We start from the raw sequence: 19252 nt of genomic DNA on the forward strand, positions 1-19252 counted from the left end.
TCGTTTAAAAAAAGCGCTGGAACGACCCAGCGCTTTCATTTTTTATTCTCCAGCAGTCATTTCATCATACTGCTCAGCTGTCATTAATTCGTCAAGCTCAGCTTTGTCTGAAATTTCAACAACGATCATCCAAGCACCTTCATATGGAGATTCGTTTACAAGTTCAGGGCTATCTTCTAGCTCTTCGTTCACTTCAACAACTTTACCAGTCAGTGGAGCGTACAATTCAGAAACCGTTTTCACTGATTCAACGCTACCAAATGGCTCGTCAGATTTCACTTCGTCGCCTACTTGTGGAAGTTCAACAAATACGATGTCCCCTAGTTCGGATTGTGCGAAATGTGTGATGCCGATACGGTATTTACCGTCTTCTTCTTTTACCCACTCGTGCTCTTCTGAATAACGCAATTCTTTTGGTGTGCTCATGTCTTAACCTCCAACAATTATAATAGTTTATCTCTATTTAGTTTGCCATAGTTCCTGATGAAAGACAAGATTCTACGTTCAGCTTTGCCAGGTTTCTGTGAATACAGATTCATTGAAGCCCACGGTGACGTTTTTACCATCTGTCACAATGGGGCGTTTGATCAACATGCCATCAGAAGCAAGCATCGCAACTTTTTCATCCTCTGTCATAGTAGGTAGTTTATCCTTTAATTGAAGTTCGCGATATTTCATGCCGCTCGTGTTAAAGAACTTTTTCATTTCTAAGCCTGAGTTGTTTATCAGCGTGCGTAATTCTTCTTCGCTCGGAGGCTGTTCAGCAATGTTCACTTCTTCAAATGAAACGCCTTCATTCTCCAACCATTTCTTTGCTTTGCGGCACGTACCACATTTGGGATAGCCGTAGTATGTAATTGTCATAGTATGAGTCCCCCTTTTTGCTCAGTATAGCAAATAGTTGGAGGTACGGGCTAATTTGATGACTGATCGTTGATGTAGATCATTTGACTGCGCTGCAAATAATTGCTCTGTCCTGTTGTGGTTTGGATTGGTTCTTTCGTGCTTTGGATCGGTTCTCTCTTGGTTTGGTGCGGTCCTGTCCCTCTTTGGCGCTGTACAATAAAAGTTTGGCTCGGTCCTACGGTGGTTTGGCTCGCTTCCCCACTAGTTTCGCTCGTTACTCCCGTTCTCCACATCACAAAAACGCTCCGCATTAAACGGAGCGTTTCTTCATTATAAGATGATCAAACTACGTACTTCTCAGCTTCGATTAGCTTCTCAGCTGCTTCACGCTTCTTAGCAATTAGGTTATATGGGTTATTACGAGTCAGCTTACGCAATGCAGACAGCATCATGCGCTGATTGTCACCATCTACTGCTGCAAGCAATGTTTCCTTTGCAGCTGCTTCAATACGAGCAAACGCTTCCTGACAGAAGATTTGCGTATAGAGCAACTTCTGATTTTCTTTCTCTTCGCCATTTTTATTGATCGCTTTCTCCGTGCGTAGCAACGCAGATTCCATTCCGAAAATATCGTTCGCGATGTCTGCGATATTCACTAGAATTTCCTGCTCTTGCTCTAGCTTCGTGCCGTATCGTTGTGCAGCTAGACCTGCAACTAGAATACCGATCTTCTTAGCATTTTTTACAAGTACTTTTTCTTGTGCTAATGCCTCATCGCCCACTTCTTCTGGCATCATCATGAGCAACTCTTCTTGAAGTCCTTGCGCTTGCTGCAACAATGGCAATTCGCCTTTCATTGCTTTCTTAATAAATGTACCCGGTACGATCATCCGGTTGATTTCATTCGTTCCTTCAAAAATCCGGTTGATTCGGGAATCACGATAAATACGCTCTACTTCATATTCCGCCATGAAGCCATAGCCACCGTGTATTTGAACTGCTTCATCCGAAATATAATCCAATACTTCTGAACCAACGACTTTATTGATTGAACACTCGATCGCATACTCTGCAATCGAAGCTGCAACTAATTTGCCGTCTTTCTGCTCCTCTGTACTCATCGCTGCATTACGCTCTTCAAAGTATCCAACAGTACGGTAGATCAAGCTTTCCGTAGCATATAGCTTAGATGCCATCGTACCATACTTTTCCTTCGTCAAGTTAAATGAAGAAATTGGTGTATTGAACTGCTTCCGCTGATTTGCATACTGAATAGATAATTCAAGAGCACGCTTTGAGCCGCCTATTGTGCCCACGCCTAACTTATAACGACCGATATTCAAGATATTGAACGCAATAATGTGTCCTCGGCCAATTTCCCCCAGCAAGTTTTCAACTGGTACTTCCGCATCTTCCAAAATGAGTGTACGTGTAGAAGATGATTTGATACCCATTTTCTTCTCTTCTGGACCTACAGAAACTCCTGGATAGTCACGCTCTACAATAAACGCTGTGAATTTGTCGCCATCTACTTTTGCATAGACTACAAAAACGTCAGCAAATGCAGAGTTCGTGATCCATTGTTTTTCACCGTTCAAAATGTAGTGCGTACCTTCTGCATTTAATTTCGCAGTTGTTTTTGCTCCTAAAGCATCGGATCCTGAGCTCGGCTCTGTTAATGCGTAGGCAGAAATCTTTTCTCCGCTTGCAGAATTTGGTAAGTACTTCTTCTTTTGCTCGTCATTACCGAATAACACGATTGGCAATGTGCCAATTCCTACGTGCGCACCGTGTGTGATAGAAAAACCGCCTGCTACAGAAAGCTTTTCAGCAATTAATGCGGAAGATATTTTATCCAAACCTAGGCCTTCATACTCTTCCGGAATATCCGCTGCAAGTAGTCCTAGATCTCCTGCTTTTTTCAATAGTTTCACAGAGTGTTCGAACTCATGATTTTCTAGCTTCTCTACCAATGGAACGACATCATTTTTAACATATTCTTCTGTCGTCTTGGCAATCATTTTTTGTTCATCTGTAAAGTCCTCTGGTGTAAATACGCGTTCTGCGTCCATATCCTCAGTTAAAAACGCTCCACCTTTAACGAATTCTGTCATATGAATTCCCTCCATAGCTTTTGTCATATTACTTCCCCCTATTTCTCCCATTTTTTAATTATAAGATTTCAAATACCCCTGCAGCACCCATTCCGCCACCGATACACATCGTGACCACACCGAACTGTTTGCCTTGGCGTTTCAATTCATTAATCAACTTCAACGTTAACACCGTACCCGTTGCTCCTAGTGGATGACCAAGCGCAATCGCTCCTCCATTGACATTCACTTTGTTCATATCGAGTTCGAGATGACGTATAACAGCTAGCGACTGAGATGCAAATGCTTCATTCAGCTCCCATACGTCGATATCTTCAATCGATAGACCAGCCAATTTCAATGCTTTCGGCACTGCTTCAATCGGTCCGATCCCCATAATTTCCGGTGGTACGCCGCCCACAGCGAATGAACGGAATTTTGCTAGCGGCTTCAATCCGCGTTGTTCTGCAACTTCCGAATCCATTACGAGCACAGTACCCGCACCATCAGATGTCTGGGAAGCGTTCCCTGCTGTAACCGACCCTTTGGCTGCAAATGCGGGGCGTAGTTTACCAAGCACTTCCGTAGTAGTTCCTGGTCGTACCCCTTCATCCATTTCAAACAATACATGCTTTTCTTGATACTTCCCTTGTGCATCGACAAAGCGCTTGACCACTTCTACTGGCACTATTTCATCGACAAACTTGCCTGCTTTAATTGCCGCTTCTGCCCGTTTATGTGATTCGACTGCGAACGCATCCTGATCTTCACGGGAAATACCATATTTCTGTGCTACTTGTTCAGCTGTATGACCCATACCCATATAGTATTCAGGGGCTTCTTCCGCTAATTTAAAGTTCGGACGAATCGTGTTACCCATCATCGGAACCATACTCATCGACTCTACCCCACCTGCAAGTATCGCTTCCGAATGACCGAGCATGATTCGTTCCGCTGCATAAGCGATGGACTGCAAACCTGATGAACAGAAACGGTTGACTGTCACAGCAGGTGTCGTATCAGGTAACCCTGCAAGTGCGCCAATATTTCGTGCTATGTTCATCCCTTGTTCTGCTTCTGGCATCGCACAGCCGATGATCAGATCATCAATCGGCCCATCATATCCTCCTGCACGCTTCAATGTTTCCTGTATCGTCAACGCCCCAAGATCATCTGGGCGAACAGTTGCTAAAGAACCTCTTCCCGCTTTTCCAATCGGTGTTCGAGCACCGGCTACAATTACTGCTTCGCGCATTCTATTTCCTCCTTTATCCTATCCATCATCAGTTACGTAACGGTTTGCCCTTCACAAGCATATGTTGCATGCGCTGCTGTGATTTCGGTTCAGCCACCAAGCTCAAAAATGCTTCGCGCTCTAGGTCCAACAAATACTGCTCATCTACAAGCGTACCGAACGGAATCTTTCCGCCAGAAATGACGTATGCCAACTTCTTTGCAATCTTCAGATCATGATCGCTAATAAAACCGGAAATGTGCATTCCTTCTGCAGCTAACAGCAATGTCGCATAACCTGAATCACCTGTTACAGGAACTTTCGCTCTCTTCGGTGCTACATAGCCCGCTTCATATAAGGACAGCGCCGCTTGCTTGGCATCGTAAATCTGATGATCTGGATTGACACTCACGCCATCTGCGAAATCCAAAAAGTTATTCTCTCTCGCTTCATCAGCAGATGTTGAAACTTTCGCCATTGCAATCGATTCGAATACTTTATTCGCTACATGCTGATAATCAACTGGCACTCCATTTGGTAAGCCTTTCAGATGTTTCTGATAGAGGTTGACGTTTCCGGCACCACCAGGAATCAGACCGACACCGACTTCTACAAGACCCATATACGTTTCCATAGAAGCTTGGATATGGGCAGCGGGTAAACAAACTTCCGCTCCGCCACCAAGTGTCATTTGGAAAGGTGCAACGACAACTGGCTTGCTACTATACTTGATTTTTAACATCGCATTTTGGAACGAACGAATGACGAAATCGAGTTCAAAGATATTGTCATCCTGCGCTTCCATCAAAATCATTCCAAGGTTTGCACCGACACAGAAGTTTTTCCCTTGATTTCCGATGACAAGTCCCTTGAAATTCTTCTCCACTTCATCGACCGCGAAGTTGATCATCTGAATAATATCTAGACCGATTGCATTGGATTGGGAATGGAACTCTAGCAATGCTACACCGTCTCCGAGATCAATCAAACTAGCGCCTGAATTCTTCTTGATGACACCATGTTTCTTTTTATACCGCTTCAAATCTATCGCTTTTTCATTCACTAGAACGGCTTGGTAGTCCGTACCATCGAAATAGAATAGTTCGCCGTCTTCTTCTCTATAGAAAGTTTCATAGCCTTTATCTAGCAATGACTGAACGAATGAAGGAATCTCTTTCCCTTCCTCTTTCAGTAACTCTACTGATTTACGTACGCCAATTGCATCCCAAATTTCAAAAGGACCTTGTGTCCAGCCGAAGCCCCATTTCATCGCATTATCAATCGCTACGATATCATCTGCAATTTCACCATGAAGCTGTGCTGCATAAAGCATGGTAGGTGTTAAGGTATGCCATAAAATCTCACCCGCACGATCTTTCGCGTAAAGTAAGGTTTTCACTTTATTGGCAAGTCCTTTTTGCTGTTTTGCCATTTCAATTGAAGGCGCTTTCATTTTCTGTGTAGGTATATATTCAAACGATTTGAGATCAAGTTCTAAAATATCGCGACTTTTTTTCACGTAGAACCCTTGTTTTGCCTTCGCACCAATCCAGCCGTTGTCGATCATCTTCGTTACGACTTCAGGAAGTTGGAATATTTGCTGTTCTTCCCCTGTCGTCTGATCGTAGACGTTCTTTGCAACATGCATATAGGTGTCGAGACCAACTACATCTAATGTTCGAAATGTCGCGGATTTAGGACGACCAATGAGAGTCCCCGTTATCGAATCAATCTCACCAATTGAATACCCACGCTCAAGCATCTCGTGCAATGTTACCTGCAAACCATACGTTCCAATTCGGTTGCCGATGAAGTTTGGTGTATCCTTTGCGATGACAACACCTTTACCCAAACGATTTTCACCAAATGCAGTCATAAACTCGACGACTTCAGGTGCCGTAGTTTCAGTAGGAATAATCTCTAGTAATTTTAAGTATCTTGGAGGATTGAAGAAATGCGTTCCTAGGAAGTGCTTTTGAAAATCTTCCGAACGTCCTTCCGCCATCGCTTCAATACTAATTCCAGACGTATTGGAAGAAATGATCGTTCCTGGTTTTCTCACGTTTTCAATCTTTTCATATAAACTCTTTTTTATGTCCAAGTTTTCAACGACTACTTCTATGATCCAATCTACTTCTTGTAATCGCTCTAAGTCATCCTCGAAATTCCCAGGTGTAATTAATGATAGATTTCTCTTTGTTGTCAGAGGAGCTGGTTTTTGTTTCAATAATTTGTCCAATGCCGTAGCTGCAAACTTATTGCGGAATTTTGGATCTTCATATGTCAAACCTTTCGCTTCATCATCAGCACCCAATCTTGGTGGAACGATGTCTAGCAAAAGAACAGGAATTCCAATATTGGCTAAATGAGCCGCAATACCAGAACCCATTACACCAGATCCTAAAACTGCCGCTTTTCTAATTTGATATGTCACGTGCAATCCTCCCTTTATCTTTGAATGAACACTCATTCATTTATTGCGTAAAAAAAATACGCCTTTCCTATATTTCCTAGTGTAAATCATTTGAGTCTTTTTCGCAATATTAAAATTCGTTTTTTCTGAATAAGCATTAAAATACCCATCTTCATAGAAACATTGTACACTGTCTTATGAATGGAGGCGACGATAAATGAAAGAAATAAAATCTGCAGATCAATTTAACGATATTATCTCTAGCGACAACCCGGTCCTTGTAAAATTCGAAGCAGACTGGTGTCCAGATTGCAAACGCATGGATATGTTCATCGATCCAATCGTAGAAAAATACGATACATATACATGGTATGAAGCTGACCGTGATGTGTTGCCTGAAATCGCTGAAAAATATGAAGTAATGGGAATTCCAAGTCTCTTAATTTTTAAAGACGGGGAAAAACATGCTCATTTACACAGTGCGAATGCAAAATCACCTCAACAAGTAACAGATTTCTTAGATGAAGTGAAAATTTAACTACAAACAGCGCTGACTTCTGTCAGCGCTGTTTCTGAATAGAGGAGAAGATGGAATGTCTAAGCTAATAGAAGTGAAAGGTAAATCACAATACGACGAGGATATTAAACCATCTTACCGAGCTTCTGCTTGTGGTCCAGTCACAGCGTTCGTTTTATTGCGTCATCTCTTTCCTACTCAACAAACTCCAACTATCAACGATCTATACCGTCAACTCGGGGGCACAAAAATCGGGTTGCCCACTTGGCGATTCGTCCGTAGACTTGGTCACTTGCTTGGTGCAGACTGGACTGTGAAAGTGTGCCATGTCCACGAAGCAATTCAACAACTAGACAAAGGTCGTCCAGTAGCCTTAAAGTTCGATAAATGGTTTCGTTTGAAATGGTGTGGACGTTTTTCATATGATTATCATTGGGTCGTCATGGTCGGCTATGAATATGTGGAAGATTCCTTGCATGTATTGGTCCATGATAATGGCGGGAGGAATCGCCCAAGCAAGGTCCGCTCGATTCCCTACCAACCAAATAAAAAAATCCTCACCTTCGTAAAAATCGAACCTTCAAAACGGGGAAACAGAAAGTCCTTGTCGAGCAATCAATGAATATCCCTGTTGTTCCATGAGTTTTGCATGTTCTGATGTAAATTCAGGAATGACCAAGTGCTCGAGCGGATCGTCTAGCGTCAGTTCGCAATGAATCGTTGCTAACTCCTTTGAGAGCATCAGCATTTCTTCGTCTGCATCGATTTTCTTTCGAATACCGGCAGACAATTCATCACGTGCTGCCAGCACCCCATCTACCGACCCATATTCTTGAATGAGCTTCAAAGCAGTCTTTGGTCCAATTCCTTTCACTCCAGGATAGCCATCACTTGAATCGCCCGTGAACGCCTTTATATCAATGAATTGCGCAGGAGTGATCCCGTATTCTTCTTGGAAACGCGCTTCATTATATTCATCATACTGCGTGTAGCCTTTCTGCGTGAAAGCAATCGATACATCAGGTTTCAAGAGTTGCAATAAATCTTTATCTCCCGAAACTACCGTTAATTTCGCTTCATTCTTCCACGTTTCAATCAACGAACCGATCAAATCATCTGCTTCCATGTTTTTAATTCCATAATTCTTCCACCCTAGTGTTTCCGAAACTTCCCTCGCCATATCAAATTGAGGAATCAATTCAGGTTCCGGTGCAGGGCGATGCGCTTTATAATCAGAAAATAATTCATTTCGAAATGTTTTCGACCCCATATCCCAGCATACTGCTAGATGTGTCGGCTGAAATATTGAAATTGCACTCATCGTATGGCGAGCAAAACCTTGTACGCCATTCGTTGGCACATGATAGGCATTACGAAAAAACTGACCACGATAAGAGGTCGCGAAATACGAGCGGAATAACAACGCCATCCCGTCGATCAGTAAAATATGAGGTTTCGTTCCACTCATTGTCGTCCACTCCTTTTCTCTAGTTTATCATAGCTGTCTAGCGAATGAAGAAAAAGTCAATCACCCCGATAGTTGCATATGATAAAGAGAGCAAAACAGAAGGAGTGATCGTTTGAATCAACAAGATGGATATATGCAGTATCCGCCATATCAGCAGCAAGGTTGGACAGGAACGGGATTTCCTGGCTCACCAGGATGGGGCTCCCCGACACCATCATTTTCACCATGGCAGCCAAACTTTCCAAGTCAACCTGGTTTTCCAGGATTTCCTGGTTTTCCAACACAACCAGGGTTCCCCGGACAACCCAATTTCCCAAGTCAGCCAGGAAGACCAGGACAAGGAGGTCAAGGAGCAGCTCCAACTTCACCTCCCCCAAACCAAATTCCATCATATCCAGAGGCTCAATTATTTGCAGTCGACCCAGGGGCCATAGCCGGCTGTTTATACCGTTTCACTTATGTTTGGACTTCAAGATTTAATGGTTTCTGGTTTTATCCAACCTTTGTTGGCAGAACATCTGTCGCTGGCTATCGTTGGAATTCACGAAGATTTCGATGGGAGTACTTCGGGATCGATTTACAACGAATTGATTCCTTCCGCTGTTTTTAATTCCATAAACTATATAAGTTGAATTAAACTTTTCACATCATCAGAAATCCATGTTCTATCTGCTCAGTTGATTGGAGTGCAAGGCGGTGACTCTGGGAGGATCAGCCCGACAGGTGAGACAACTTAGGGGAGCGTAGCGACCAAGTTGGCTCACCGCGGGCCCTCCAGAAAGCGTCCTCCTGGAACGGAAATCAACGGTACTAGGTGACTTATAGAATGCGCAGGTTTAGTAATTCAACTTATATAGTACGTTCGTTATTGCAGAGACACTTATCAAACAAAAGTTGTGGTCACTGCATATGATAAAACGAGAAAGAAAAGAAGGAGTGATCGATTGAATCAACAAGACGGACATATGTGGTATCCGCAATTGCCTGAAGGTTATCAAGGTCAGTACGATATGTCTCACAATACGAGTCGTCCACCACAATATCCACCCCAACAACAGGGTTGGCAAGGAGGTGGCTATCCTGGATACCCACCTCCTGGTCAGTCCAACTATCCATGGCAACCTGGATTTCCTGGACAACAGCCTGGATTCCCGAGCCAACCAGGTTTTCCAAGTCAACCAGGATTCCCTTCGCAGCCAAGTTATCCAGGTTACCCAGGACAGCCTGGTTACCCGGGATATCCCGGGCAGTCAGGTCAACATGGATCTCAAGCTCCAACTTCGCCACCGCCTAGCCAAACACCCAGTTATCCTGATGCACAATTGCGCGCAGTCGATCCAGGAGGCATCGCAGGCTGTCTATACCGCTACACCTACATTTGGACTTCTAGAAACAAAGGATTCTGGTACTATCCGACATTCGTAGGTAAAACCTCTATCGCTGGTTATCGTTGGGATCCACGTCAGTACCGTTGGGAATATTACGGAATGGATCTAAAGCATATCGATTCTTTCCGTTGTACTTGATGGCAATCCAAAAAACCTGGCTTTGATCGCCAGGTTTTTTTGTTGTGATGAGCGAGTGGGATAGTTTATAGGCGTTCCCACAGCGTTTGTGATCACTTATAGAGTTTTATGAGCATGTACATTTGCCCTATAAAATCACTAAATAGACAGCCAACAAACCAAATGCAATACAGGCAATGACGATACTATACATATGGGTAGAATACTTAATAGAAGCAGGTAAAATTTCCTTCATTGTCACCATATAGATCGAGCCGACAGTTACACTTAATAGAAAGGCTCCTATCGTATTACTTTGCATGCCCATCCATCCGCCAATGAACGCACCTAGTGCAACAGGAGCCGCAATGAATATTGACAAAAGAAATACCTTATAAAATCGAACACCCGCCACAAATAAAGGGGTAAATAAGATCATGCCTTCAGGAATATTATGCAAAATCAATGTCTGTAACAGCGCAAGGCCAAATGGAAAGTGCTCGCTCGTTGCAAGGACCATACCCATCGGTAAATTGTGCATGGACAGAATCAATGCTAAAAACACACCCATTCGAAGACTATAGCTTTGTTCATTCTCTTTTGAAATAAGGGAACTGTGATAAAACCCTAAATGAAGCAACTTAAATAAAAGTACCCCCACTAAGAAACCTAATACAAAAACAACCACATTCCCTCGCTCTATCGCTTCTGGAACAATCTCTACACTTAGCAAACTTAACAACAATCCTATACATACGGCATAAATCGTTCCTACACTTCTTCTAAATTTATTAATCAAGGCCGCAATAACTCCACCTACACTAACTCCAGCAACCGTTGATAGAAATCCAATTAGCCAAATAGGTACCAATAAACCATCCTTTTAGTGTTTGTCTCTATGTTTATATGGATTACGATTTTAAATTATGATATAACGTTTTGTATTTTTAAAAAATAGTATAGGAATGGCAAACATCCACAAAATTTAACGATTTACTCTTTACAAGAATCCTTTTAATGTTTACCATAAAATTACTACGATTACTATCTGAATAGATAGATTATTAAATCCCGATTTCCCTCCAGAAAGTTATGATTAACTATTTGTAATTACAATAACAAAAAGGAGTTGACTTGACTATGAAAAGTAATATGCAACAACTTTTTGAAAGACAGCGGAACACCCATGTACTTTATTCTTATGAAAATCTAAATAAATACGTGGATCAGGCTGTTACTTATATTGAAGATGGAGTGAAAGCTGGAGAATACACTATCATCATTGAGAATGAGCGCATTTATCCTCTTATTCAAAAAGAACTAAGTAAACGAATAACAAAAGAACAAATGCCATTTGTTCACTTCGTTAATAATTTTCATTTTTATTATTCAAGTGGCAGCTATCATCCGCCTGCGATCGTCAATTATTTTGAACAAACCGTACAACGTTACGTTGAAAATAAATTGTCTTTTCGTTCATGGGCACATGTTGAATGGGCTACCATGAAAGGTCCACTGCACATTATAAAAGAACTAGAGATAATAATTGATGAGGCAGTTAACGAGTTATCATTTCCGTTAATTTGTGCGTATGCAAAAGAGAGAATGCCGGATTATTTATTAACATTGTTACTAGAAACCCATCCATTAGTGCTAATTAATGATGAACTTATCTTGTCTAATCAATATTTGAAAAACGTTTAATTCTATAGAAGCTTTAAGAGTAGGTCATTGTATAAGCTCGGATTTTCGGAATAGGGAGTCATGGATCCTATCGACGTTTCATACCACGGATCAAAGTCTTGACTTCCTTATCTACACGAGTCGATTCTGTGATCTTTTGCAAGGCTTTATTATACGTAAATTTGTCTAATGAGTTGTTACTTTCTAAATAGGCCATTGTAGGATCTGGAAGCTTAATATAACAAATCGAAATGGCCCAAGCCACTGCCATTTTGGCATAATACCCTTCATGCTGCACCCTATCTAACAACATCAATACTCTGTCAATATACGGGGTCTCAACGTAATAGATAAGTAGCATGACCACACCAAACCGCAGATCATATTCTTCCTCAGAAGACAGATAAGGTTGTAAAAATGTCCATACCCGTTCTTGCTGATCCTTCGTAATTTTTAAACCCGAACAAAATCCATCACATACTGACCAATTATCAATTTTCGGCACAAAAGCAGCCACATATGTAAGAACTTCTTCAATATCCGTCTTAGCATATCCAATGACCATCCCCTGCAGCATAACTTCCTCAAAATATTCATCCTCTGCAGTTTCTAGATATGTGCGCCAATCATCCTTCGCAATCTTCTTCGCTATTTTTCGGAGTTCTGGTATCCGGACGCCTAAAACATTCGTAACATTCGGTATGAGAGCAGACGAAAACTTTTGATAATCCGAATCAATGAGTTCAAAAATTTGTTTTCTTATCGTATTTTCCATTGCGGCCTCCTTTTTGTTTACGTTCTAAGAGAAATAAGCAGTACTTTTTAAAAAAGCACCATCAATTCAAGCACATTTGCACTTTAGTTGATGGTGTCTTCACTTAGTTATATCGTATTATTCACATTAGCTACTTGACCTTTTCTAAGAGTGGTCATGACAACAAAGGACATACAATACAAGGCGGCTAAGTAGAGCATAGCGACTTTCATGTCATAGCTCTGCAAAATATAGCCCACAAGGATGGGTGAAAAACCGCCAATCGCTCGTCCAAAGTTAAAGATCGTGTTGGTTGCCGTACTCCGAATTTGAACGGGATACAGACTACCAATCAATGCCCCGTAACCTGCAAACATTCCATTGGAGAAGAAACCAACAATTGCGCCACCTATTAATACACCCATACTTCCCGTCGCGTAGGAGTACAAAAACACAGCACATGCTGAAGCGATTAGGAATACGCCAAAGGCACGTTTTGCTCCAAAACGATCCAAGAAAATTCCAAACGTTAACATCCCGATGATCATGCCAACTGCTGTACTAATTGTCCAAAGTGCGGAACTAGAGACAGATAACCCTTGTGATTGCTGCAACATAGATGGCAGCCAAATCATTAATCCATTATAACCGGCAATTTGAACTGTCGCCATTAGGATTAAAGAAAGTGTGGTAAAAGTAGTTCGTGGCGTTTCAAACAATTGAACCAGCTTCCCCTTTTCGGCTTTCTTCATAGTTTTTTTACTCTTCTGAGCAGCTAGCCACTCCGGTGATTCATCTAGATTCTTTCGTACAATAAAAGCAAAAATGACAGGGAGCACACCGACAAAGAACAATGCCCTCCATCCTAGTGTAGGAAGAATAATGGCACTTAACAAGGCTGCTAAAATCACCCCATATTGCGCTCCTACACTGACATATGAAGAGGCTCTCCCCTGTTTATCCTTTGGCCAAGCTTCTGCAACTAACGCCATACCAATCCCATATTCTCCACCTGCCCCGATTCCAGCAATAAATCTATATAGGTACACTTGTTCAATACTAGTGGCTAATCCAGTTAAAGCCGTACCGACTGCAAACAATAAAACCGTATAAGTGAACACTTTTACCCTTCCGTACTTATCTGCTAATACACCAAACACGATTCCTCCCAACAACATACCAATATTCGTTATGGAAGAAATCATTCCACCAGCTGCTAAATCAATGTGGAATTCTGAAATAATCATGGTCATCGCAAATGAGATAAACATAATGTCCATACCTTCTAATGTTAAACCTGTTACCGATGCTACCACGGTTTTCTTTCGATAATCCATTCTACGTTCCTCCAGTGTTTTCTAGGTGTCTTTCTGCTCTTTTGAAAGAATGGATTGATCCTATTCTCTTTTCTAGCCTCACAGGACTTTCTTTAAAAGAGTTGCTCATGTTGTCTACAAAAAGGCAAAATAAATACCCTTCCGCCAGAGAGGACAAAAGGGCATGACAAAATAAACTCACGATATCAAGTTGCTCTTTTCGGCCTCACTGGACCGGCTTAAAGGATCATTATTTTTTTATATTTTATCAAACGATCTTGAACTTTTCTACTGGAAATTAATAATTTTTGGCCTTAATTACGTATTCATAATAAACAGTTTTTCAAACATACAAATTTAATTTATTTGATAATTAAAATATCCCCCCTATTGCTCCCCTACCACAGGGAGACATCTAGATCATGTATGTAATTCAATGGGTTTCTTCCCATTCCCTAAAACAAGTTTTTTGTCATTTGCTCTATGTGTAGATCCCAATAGGCCTGAATAATTACCTCAGGCTCATAAAACGTCCCCTGTGAACTTACCCCTCTATCGTTACGGTGCCTGAACAGACACCTCTAAGCGCTAACTTAGCATGAATACGATCAAATGCGGCAACAAGGAAGTATGATTGAGAAGCATTTAGGATCAGGAAAAATGAAGGCTATAACATGAAATATGATATGATTACTGATAATTTCACAACGACTAATGGGATGGTGGTATGTAAATGACAAAGAAATGGCTCCCATGGATAACTGGAGCTGTATTACTGATCACAGTACTCAGTATGTTCCTCGTTAATCGCGCGACGGAAGACTTAATTCTTGGTAAGAAGATTGAAGAACAAGCGGCAAATGGAGCAACTGAAATTCCCCTATCCCCGCTAACTGATTTCGACTGGGACAAAGCCCATGTCTATGGCCCTTATACAACCGAAGATATTATCGAAGAATCATTGAACATCAAATTTAAAGGCAGTACTCACGGAATTGAGATACTAGAAGATCGATTCCTACTTGTATTTGCAAAGGGGAAACATGCGATTAAAACTGTTCCTATTTCGAGAAGATCAGGAAATAACTATGAGAGTCACGACATACTAACACCTACGAATGACGTGTTACTAGTTAAATGATCGATAATGAAGGATTACTATCCACTTTCATGAGCGGGTCGATAACTAAGTCGGTGGGACGTTGGTTGTGCGGTACTCGGACTAGCTTGCACAGAATTGATTCAAGCGCATCTTATATAATAAAAAAAGTCAATCCCTCACTCCGTAGTGAAGGATTGACTTTTTCATTATTTTTTCAACGTATGCTTCTTTCCTTTTTGATCGGTCACGACTAACTGTGTCTCTGTCACATGCATATCTTTCGCTAGGACATTGGAGAGTTTGCTAGTCTTTTTATCTATCAAACTATACTTGAAGACACCTGCTTTATTGAAATAATACATAGTTGAGTGATCGAACAGTACGGATTTATTGTTTTGATTTACTTTAGCATGTTTAGGCGTCAAGGCGACATCATCGAAAATCACGCGTGCATTAAAATCAAATTCCTTTTTCTTGTCTTTGCCATCCATCGTCATTGAATACAGAACCAGTGGATCATCTATCGGAGGATTCGGATTAAATGAGTAATCGAAATAGCGTTCTTTATTCTTTTCATTCGTGTAAAAAATTCGATCGTTCCAAATAAACATATTGCGGAATGTAAAACCTTTCGGCTGATCCATGAGTGTTAGGTCCTGTCCGTCATTTTTCACCTTCATTAACCCATATGAAATTGGCATCTCACTCATTTCACCGACTGCATGCCAATAAGGGATAAATATTTCATCATTGTAGACGATGAGTTGAAAACCTTGAAGCAAAAACACTTGGAACGTATCGTCACTTGGAATATCTGATGGGCCGACTATTACTTCCCGCGTACCCGACTTGCTATTTTCTTTAAATAGCTTGGAATTATAACCATCTACACTGATCGTATAGGAGAAGCCATTTTGTTCAACAACTTTACCTTTTGTACCGACATACGAATGATAGCTACTGAGCTTCATAGAATCATCGAGTGCACGCACTAAAAACGCGGAAAACTGGGCACGTGTAACTGAATCAGTTGGCATATATTTTCCTTTTGAACCGAAAGCGATCCGTTGTTTGGCAATTCCGTTAATATCCTGATATGCCCAGTGAGCCGGTGTAACATCTATAAAAGTGGCCTGCTTATCTAAAGGCATGTCAAATGCTCGGCGCAAGATCGCTGCCATTTGCGCACGTGATGTTTCTTCGCCCGGGCGCATGAACCCATTGTCACCGCGAAGAATTCCCTTTTCATTCACCGTGGCGAGGATTGGGTAGTAAGGAGATGTCTTTGGTACATCCTTAAACTGAACCGTAGGATTTTTAACTAGTGGGATCTTCAGCGCTTTGATAAGCATGGAAGAAGCCTGAGCACGTGTGATGGGCTGATTTGGCTTGAAGGTACCGTCCGGATAACCACCGATAATATTTCGTTCCATTAAATACATGATTTCTTCCTTTGCCCAATGTTCGTCTATATCAGATAAAGGGATGGCCGCTCGTGCAGGCAATGGAATAACTGCGAATAAAAGTAGCAAAGTCGTTAATAGGGTAATTAGTTTTTTCTTCAAAGGTTTATCCTCCTCTTATTATAATGTTGAAAGGATTTAGAACCAGGGTGGCGCGTCCAATCGGTTTGCAATTGGTTGATCGCTGTTCTTCTAAAGTAGCTGCCAACCTAGTTTACACAAAAGGACTTTATGATTCACACCTGAATGCTATAAATCGCCCCCTCCTTTTCTAGTCAAAATGCATAGCTTTGCAATTCTTTTCAAAATGAAAACCTATAGACGCCGTTTTTGGAGAAAAGTTTCAAAAAAACCATTAAAATTTTGTTATATAAGTAATTGAACATAAACCATAGCATGAACGACGACAGGTTTTCATATTATGTGTTTGGGGTGAAAAAATGCCAAGAGTGAAATACCGAGATTCAGACGTAGATTTGATGGCCAGGATGATGAGAGCAGAAGCCGAGGGTGAAGGAAAGCAAGGGATGTTATATGTGGGCAACGTCATTGTAAATCGTGCAATAGCAGATTGTTTGGACTTTAATGATGTACGAACAATTAATGATGTCATTTTCCAGGTACAAGGGAATAATTATTCGTTTGAGGCTGTTCAAAAAGGTAATTTATTTTATCAAAGAGCTAGAGCCACGGAAAAAAGATTAGCTAAACAGAACTTGGATTATTGGAGAGAGCATCCAGGGAAGTACGCCCTTTGGTACTTTAACCCGTATGGTCCTTGTCCTCCTACTTGGTACGGGCAACCGTTTACCGGTCAATTTAAAAGTCATTGTTTTTATGAACCATTAGCTGGAACATGTGATAGCGTGTATGTGGGGTAGATTGCGGACGCATGTATGTTATCACTAACAATGAAAGAAACAAAAAGGAAGTTAGGCGAGTAAATCCTAACTTCCTTTTTGTGGGGTTTGCAATCTTGCTTTTGCTGATTGCCTACAGACCTTTATGACCTAAAAAAAACGCTCGAAACATTGCATTTTTCTAAGTAAAAAACAGCTTCGATTTTAGTTCGTACTAGAATCGCTATGTGCAGCAAATGCGCTGGAGGAAGGCTGGCTCCACGCGAAATCATCACTTAAAACAGATCCATAAATTGAAAACTAGATTGACACGCCCTATATCATGAGCGGTTGGTTGACAGTCTCTACAATTGGACAGTTGTCAACCTAGCTTACAAAACCTGGTCTTTGTTTATAAAATCTGAGTTCTTACCACTTTACTAGTCCTCTACTAACCAGCGACCTGAGTTCACATCCTGTTTCATAGAAAACACATGCTCTGCTACACCTTCACGCCCATATTGATAGCGAATTTCAACTTCATTCTCGGAAATAGGATTCGATTTTCGATAAGAAGCTTCCAAAAACAGCTCACCTAACCGATTCATTTGTGTAAATGCTGTTGTCTGCGGCAAATTACGCAATCCCAACAGTTCGTCATATAAATACAAATCAAAATACTGCTCAGGTGTATAATCACCATCCAGCTGTCCTGATAAATAATCTAGATAAATTGAATTTGTACGACCTTCTGTTGCAATGCCTGCTACTTGCCCATAAATTTTGTGAACAGGCGTAATAGTCGCCCCCTGCACTGTTTCACTTGCCGGGAAATGATTTAATAAAAAATATTCCCGCGCATTTAATAATTGATCGTATCCTCCTACAATTTCTATTTTTTGTTCTTCATAGCGCTCCATAATATCAGACTGCAGAAGTTTCCCATTTATCTTCAGCTTTCCGTTTTTCAGAACGACACGATCCCCTGGAACCGCAATCACTTCGTAATATACATCATCGTATGTCGGCAGATGGCTTGTCGTATTCGTCATCGTGCGCACAATGTCGCCCGCCTGATACACCACATCATCGTATAAATTTGCTTTACGTTCGATTACTGTATGGACAACATCTGAACTTCCTTTAAGTGTAAATCCATCTTTATCGACATAGTAAAGACCGTCAACTTGATCAAAATGTGGCAGTGCTGCAAATTCTTCATAATCAACAGCAGATAGTTTCTGCTTTTTCTGCAGCGCTGAAATTTGAGCTAAATCATCTAGCGGATCATATGGAATACCACGTCCCTCATCAGAAGAAATCAGATCTAACGAGTTAGATGTAAATAGTAGTAATAATGCTACGACAGGTAGCGCTGCTGAAACAACCAACACTTTCCAAGAAGACTTTTTAGCTGAAGGTCGCAACTTTTCATGCACACGTTGTCGAATTCGCATTTCCTGCTCCGAGGTATCACCCATCATTTGATCGAGCTTGCGTTTAAAATCACTCAATTGCCCATTACCTCCTCGTCCTCTTCCTCAAAAAATTCCTTCAGTTGCTGCTTTGCTCTTCGCAGTCTTGTTTTCACGGTATTTTCATTCAGCTGCAAATAACTTGCGATTTCCGCTATAGATTGCTCATCATAATAAAATAATATTAAAGGCTCACGATATTTTATTGGAAGCTGGAAAAGATGTTTTTCGAGTGTGGCTAGTTGTTCTTGCTCGATCACAGCTTCTTCTGTACCTATTGTCGAAGTGAAAACCGTGTCAAACAACACATCTTTCTTATACTTCCAAGAGCGTAAATAATCTTTTGCACGGTTGGCTGTCATTTTAGTTAAATACGTCTTCAAGGATGCCTCATTGCGAAACTGGTCACTTTTTTGAAAATATGTTACGAATATCTCTTGTACAATATCTTCAGCTGTTGACCAATTTTTCACGTATAAATAAGCAATGCGCACTAAGTAACGCGAATGCTCATGAACTATTTGGTCAATTTCATTCATTTACG

Annotated in this window: 20 protein-coding genes; 7 read left to right on the plus strand and 13 right to left on the minus strand. The window is 41.2% G+C overall.

What is annotated here, in order from left to right:
- Positions 1 to 42: 42 nt before the first annotated feature.
- From gcvH to GD002_RS09370, 6 genes are all read right to left on the minus strand, one after another.
- The gene (gcvH, locus tag GD002_RS09345; RefSeq protein WP_153732086.1) at positions 43 to 426 is read right to left on the minus strand and encodes a glycine cleavage system protein GcvH; all 384 of its coding nucleotides are present in this window, start codon (positions 424 to 426) and stop codon (positions 43 to 45) included.
- Positions 427 to 504: 78 nt separating this feature from the next.
- A complete protein-coding gene (locus GD002_RS09350; protein WP_153732087.1) occupies positions 505 to 864 on the minus strand; it encodes an arsenate reductase family protein in 360 nt (119 codons plus the stop codon).
- Between the two features lie 50 nt (positions 865 to 914).
- Entirely contained in the window at positions 915 to 1139 is a 225-nt protein-coding gene (locus tag GD002_RS09355; protein WP_153732088.1) for a hypothetical protein, read from the minus strand.
- Between the two features lie 48 nt (positions 1140 to 1187).
- Positions 1188 to 2987 (minus strand): acyl-CoA dehydrogenase family protein, encoded by a 1800-nt coding sequence (locus GD002_RS09360; RefSeq protein ID WP_304624983.1) that lies wholly within the window; start codon positions 2985 to 2987, stop codon positions 1188 to 1190.
- 31 nt (positions 2988 to 3018) lie between these two features.
- On the minus strand, positions 3019 to 4194 hold the full coding sequence (locus tag GD002_RS09365; RefSeq protein ID WP_153732089.1) for an acetyl-CoA C-acetyltransferase: 1176 nt from the start codon (positions 4192 to 4194) through the stop codon (positions 3019 to 3021).
- A gap of 28 nt (positions 4195 to 4222) precedes the next feature.
- A complete protein-coding gene (locus GD002_RS09370; protein ID WP_153732090.1) occupies positions 4223 to 6607 on the minus strand; it encodes a 3-hydroxyacyl-CoA dehydrogenase/enoyl-CoA hydratase family protein in 2385 nt (794 codons plus the stop codon).
- Positions 6608 to 6803: 196 nt separating this feature from the next.
- On the opposite strand from GD002_RS09370, the gene GD002_RS09375 reads away from it, so the two are divergent.
- Positions 6804 to 7124 (plus strand): thioredoxin family protein, encoded by a 321-nt coding sequence (locus GD002_RS09375; RefSeq protein ID WP_153732091.1) that lies wholly within the window; start codon positions 6804 to 6806, stop codon positions 7122 to 7124.
- Positions 7125 to 7179: 55 nt separating this feature from the next.
- The gene (locus GD002_RS09380) at positions 7180 to 7725 is read left to right on the plus strand and encodes a C39 family peptidase (protein ID WP_153732092.1); all 546 of its coding nucleotides are present in this window, start codon (positions 7180 to 7182) and stop codon (positions 7723 to 7725) included.
- Here GD002_RS09380 and GD002_RS09385 read toward each other — a convergent pair.
- The gene (locus GD002_RS09385) at positions 7684 to 8571 is read right to left on the minus strand and encodes a 5'-3' exonuclease (RefSeq protein WP_153732093.1); all 888 of its coding nucleotides are present in this window, start codon (positions 8569 to 8571) and stop codon (positions 7684 to 7686) included. The genes GD002_RS09380 and GD002_RS09385 overlap by 42 nt on opposite strands.
- Positions 8572 to 8683: 112 nt before the next feature.
- On the opposite strand from GD002_RS09385, the gene GD002_RS09390 reads away from it, so the two are divergent.
- Both GD002_RS09390 and GD002_RS09395 read left to right on the plus strand, forming a co-directional pair.
- Positions 8684 to 9181 (plus strand): hypothetical protein, encoded by a 498-nt coding sequence (locus GD002_RS09390; protein WP_153732094.1) that lies wholly within the window; start codon positions 8684 to 8686, stop codon positions 9179 to 9181.
- A 334-nt stretch (positions 9182 to 9515) separates the two neighbouring features.
- Positions 9516 to 10097, plus strand: coding sequence for a collagen-like triple helix repeat-containing protein (locus GD002_RS09395; protein WP_153732095.1), 582 nt, complete (start codon positions 9516 to 9518; stop codon positions 10095 to 10097).
- A gap of 127 nt (positions 10098 to 10224) precedes the next feature.
- Here GD002_RS09395 and GD002_RS09400 read toward each other — a convergent pair whose 3' ends face one another.
- Positions 10225 to 10947, minus strand: a complete 723-nt coding sequence (locus tag GD002_RS09400) for a ZIP family metal transporter (RefSeq protein WP_194841540.1) — start codon at positions 10945 to 10947, stop codon at positions 10225 to 10227.
- A 269-nt stretch (positions 10948 to 11216) separates the two neighbouring features.
- Here GD002_RS09400 and GD002_RS09405 point away from each other — a divergent pair, with 269 nt between their 5' ends.
- Positions 11217 to 11780 (plus strand): MEDS domain-containing protein, encoded by a 564-nt coding sequence (locus GD002_RS09405; RefSeq protein ID WP_153732096.1) that lies wholly within the window; start codon positions 11217 to 11219, stop codon positions 11778 to 11780.
- Between the two features lie 67 nt (positions 11781 to 11847).
- On the opposite strand, the gene GD002_RS09410 is transcribed toward GD002_RS09405, so the two are convergent.
- Entirely contained in the window at positions 11848 to 12534 is a 687-nt protein-coding gene (locus GD002_RS09410) for a DNA alkylation repair protein (RefSeq protein WP_153732097.1), read from the minus strand.
- 107 nt (positions 12535 to 12641) lie between these two features.
- The gene (locus GD002_RS09415; RefSeq protein WP_153732098.1) at positions 12642 to 13850 is read right to left on the minus strand and encodes an MFS transporter; all 1209 of its coding nucleotides are present in this window, start codon (positions 13848 to 13850) and stop codon (positions 12642 to 12644) included.
- Positions 13851 to 14562: 712 nt separating this feature from the next.
- Here GD002_RS09415 and GD002_RS09420 point away from each other — a divergent pair.
- Positions 14563 to 14970, plus strand: coding sequence for a hypothetical protein (locus tag GD002_RS09420; RefSeq protein ID WP_153732099.1), 408 nt, complete (start codon positions 14563 to 14565; stop codon positions 14968 to 14970).
- 167 nt (positions 14971 to 15137) lie between these two features.
- Here the strand turns inward: GD002_RS09420 and GD002_RS09425 are convergent, their stop codons facing one another.
- Positions 15138 to 16496: an S-layer homology domain-containing protein gene (locus GD002_RS09425; RefSeq protein WP_153732100.1), complete on the minus strand. Its 1359-nt coding sequence runs from the start codon at positions 16494 to 16496 to the stop codon at positions 15138 to 15140.
- Positions 16497 to 16834: 338 nt separating this feature from the next.
- Here GD002_RS09425 and GD002_RS09430 point away from each other — a divergent pair, with 338 nt between their 5' ends.
- The gene (locus GD002_RS09430) at positions 16835 to 17275 is read left to right on the plus strand and encodes a cell wall hydrolase (RefSeq protein WP_153732101.1); all 441 of its coding nucleotides are present in this window, start codon (positions 16835 to 16837) and stop codon (positions 17273 to 17275) included.
- Positions 17276 to 17673: 398 nt separating this feature from the next.
- Here the strand turns inward: GD002_RS09430 and GD002_RS09435 are convergent, their stop codons facing one another.
- Both GD002_RS09435 and GD002_RS09440 read right to left on the minus strand, forming a co-directional pair.
- Positions 17674 to 18747 (minus strand): S26 family signal peptidase, encoded by a 1074-nt coding sequence (locus GD002_RS09435; protein ID WP_153732102.1) that lies wholly within the window; start codon positions 18745 to 18747, stop codon positions 17674 to 17676.
- Positions 18744 to 19247 carry a sigma-70 family RNA polymerase sigma factor gene (locus GD002_RS09440; protein ID WP_153732103.1) on the minus strand — a complete coding sequence of 168 codons (504 nt, stop codon included), beginning with the start codon at positions 19245 to 19247 and terminating at the stop codon, positions 18744 to 18746. The genes GD002_RS09435 and GD002_RS09440 overlap by 4 nt, the downstream gene beginning before the upstream one ends.
- Positions 19248 to 19252 lie beyond the last annotated feature (5 nt).

The organism is Sporosarcina obsidiansis (assembly GCF_009651005.1).
Taxonomy (GTDB): Bacteria; Bacillota; Bacilli; order Bacillales_A; family Planococcaceae; genus Sporosarcina; species Sporosarcina obsidiansis.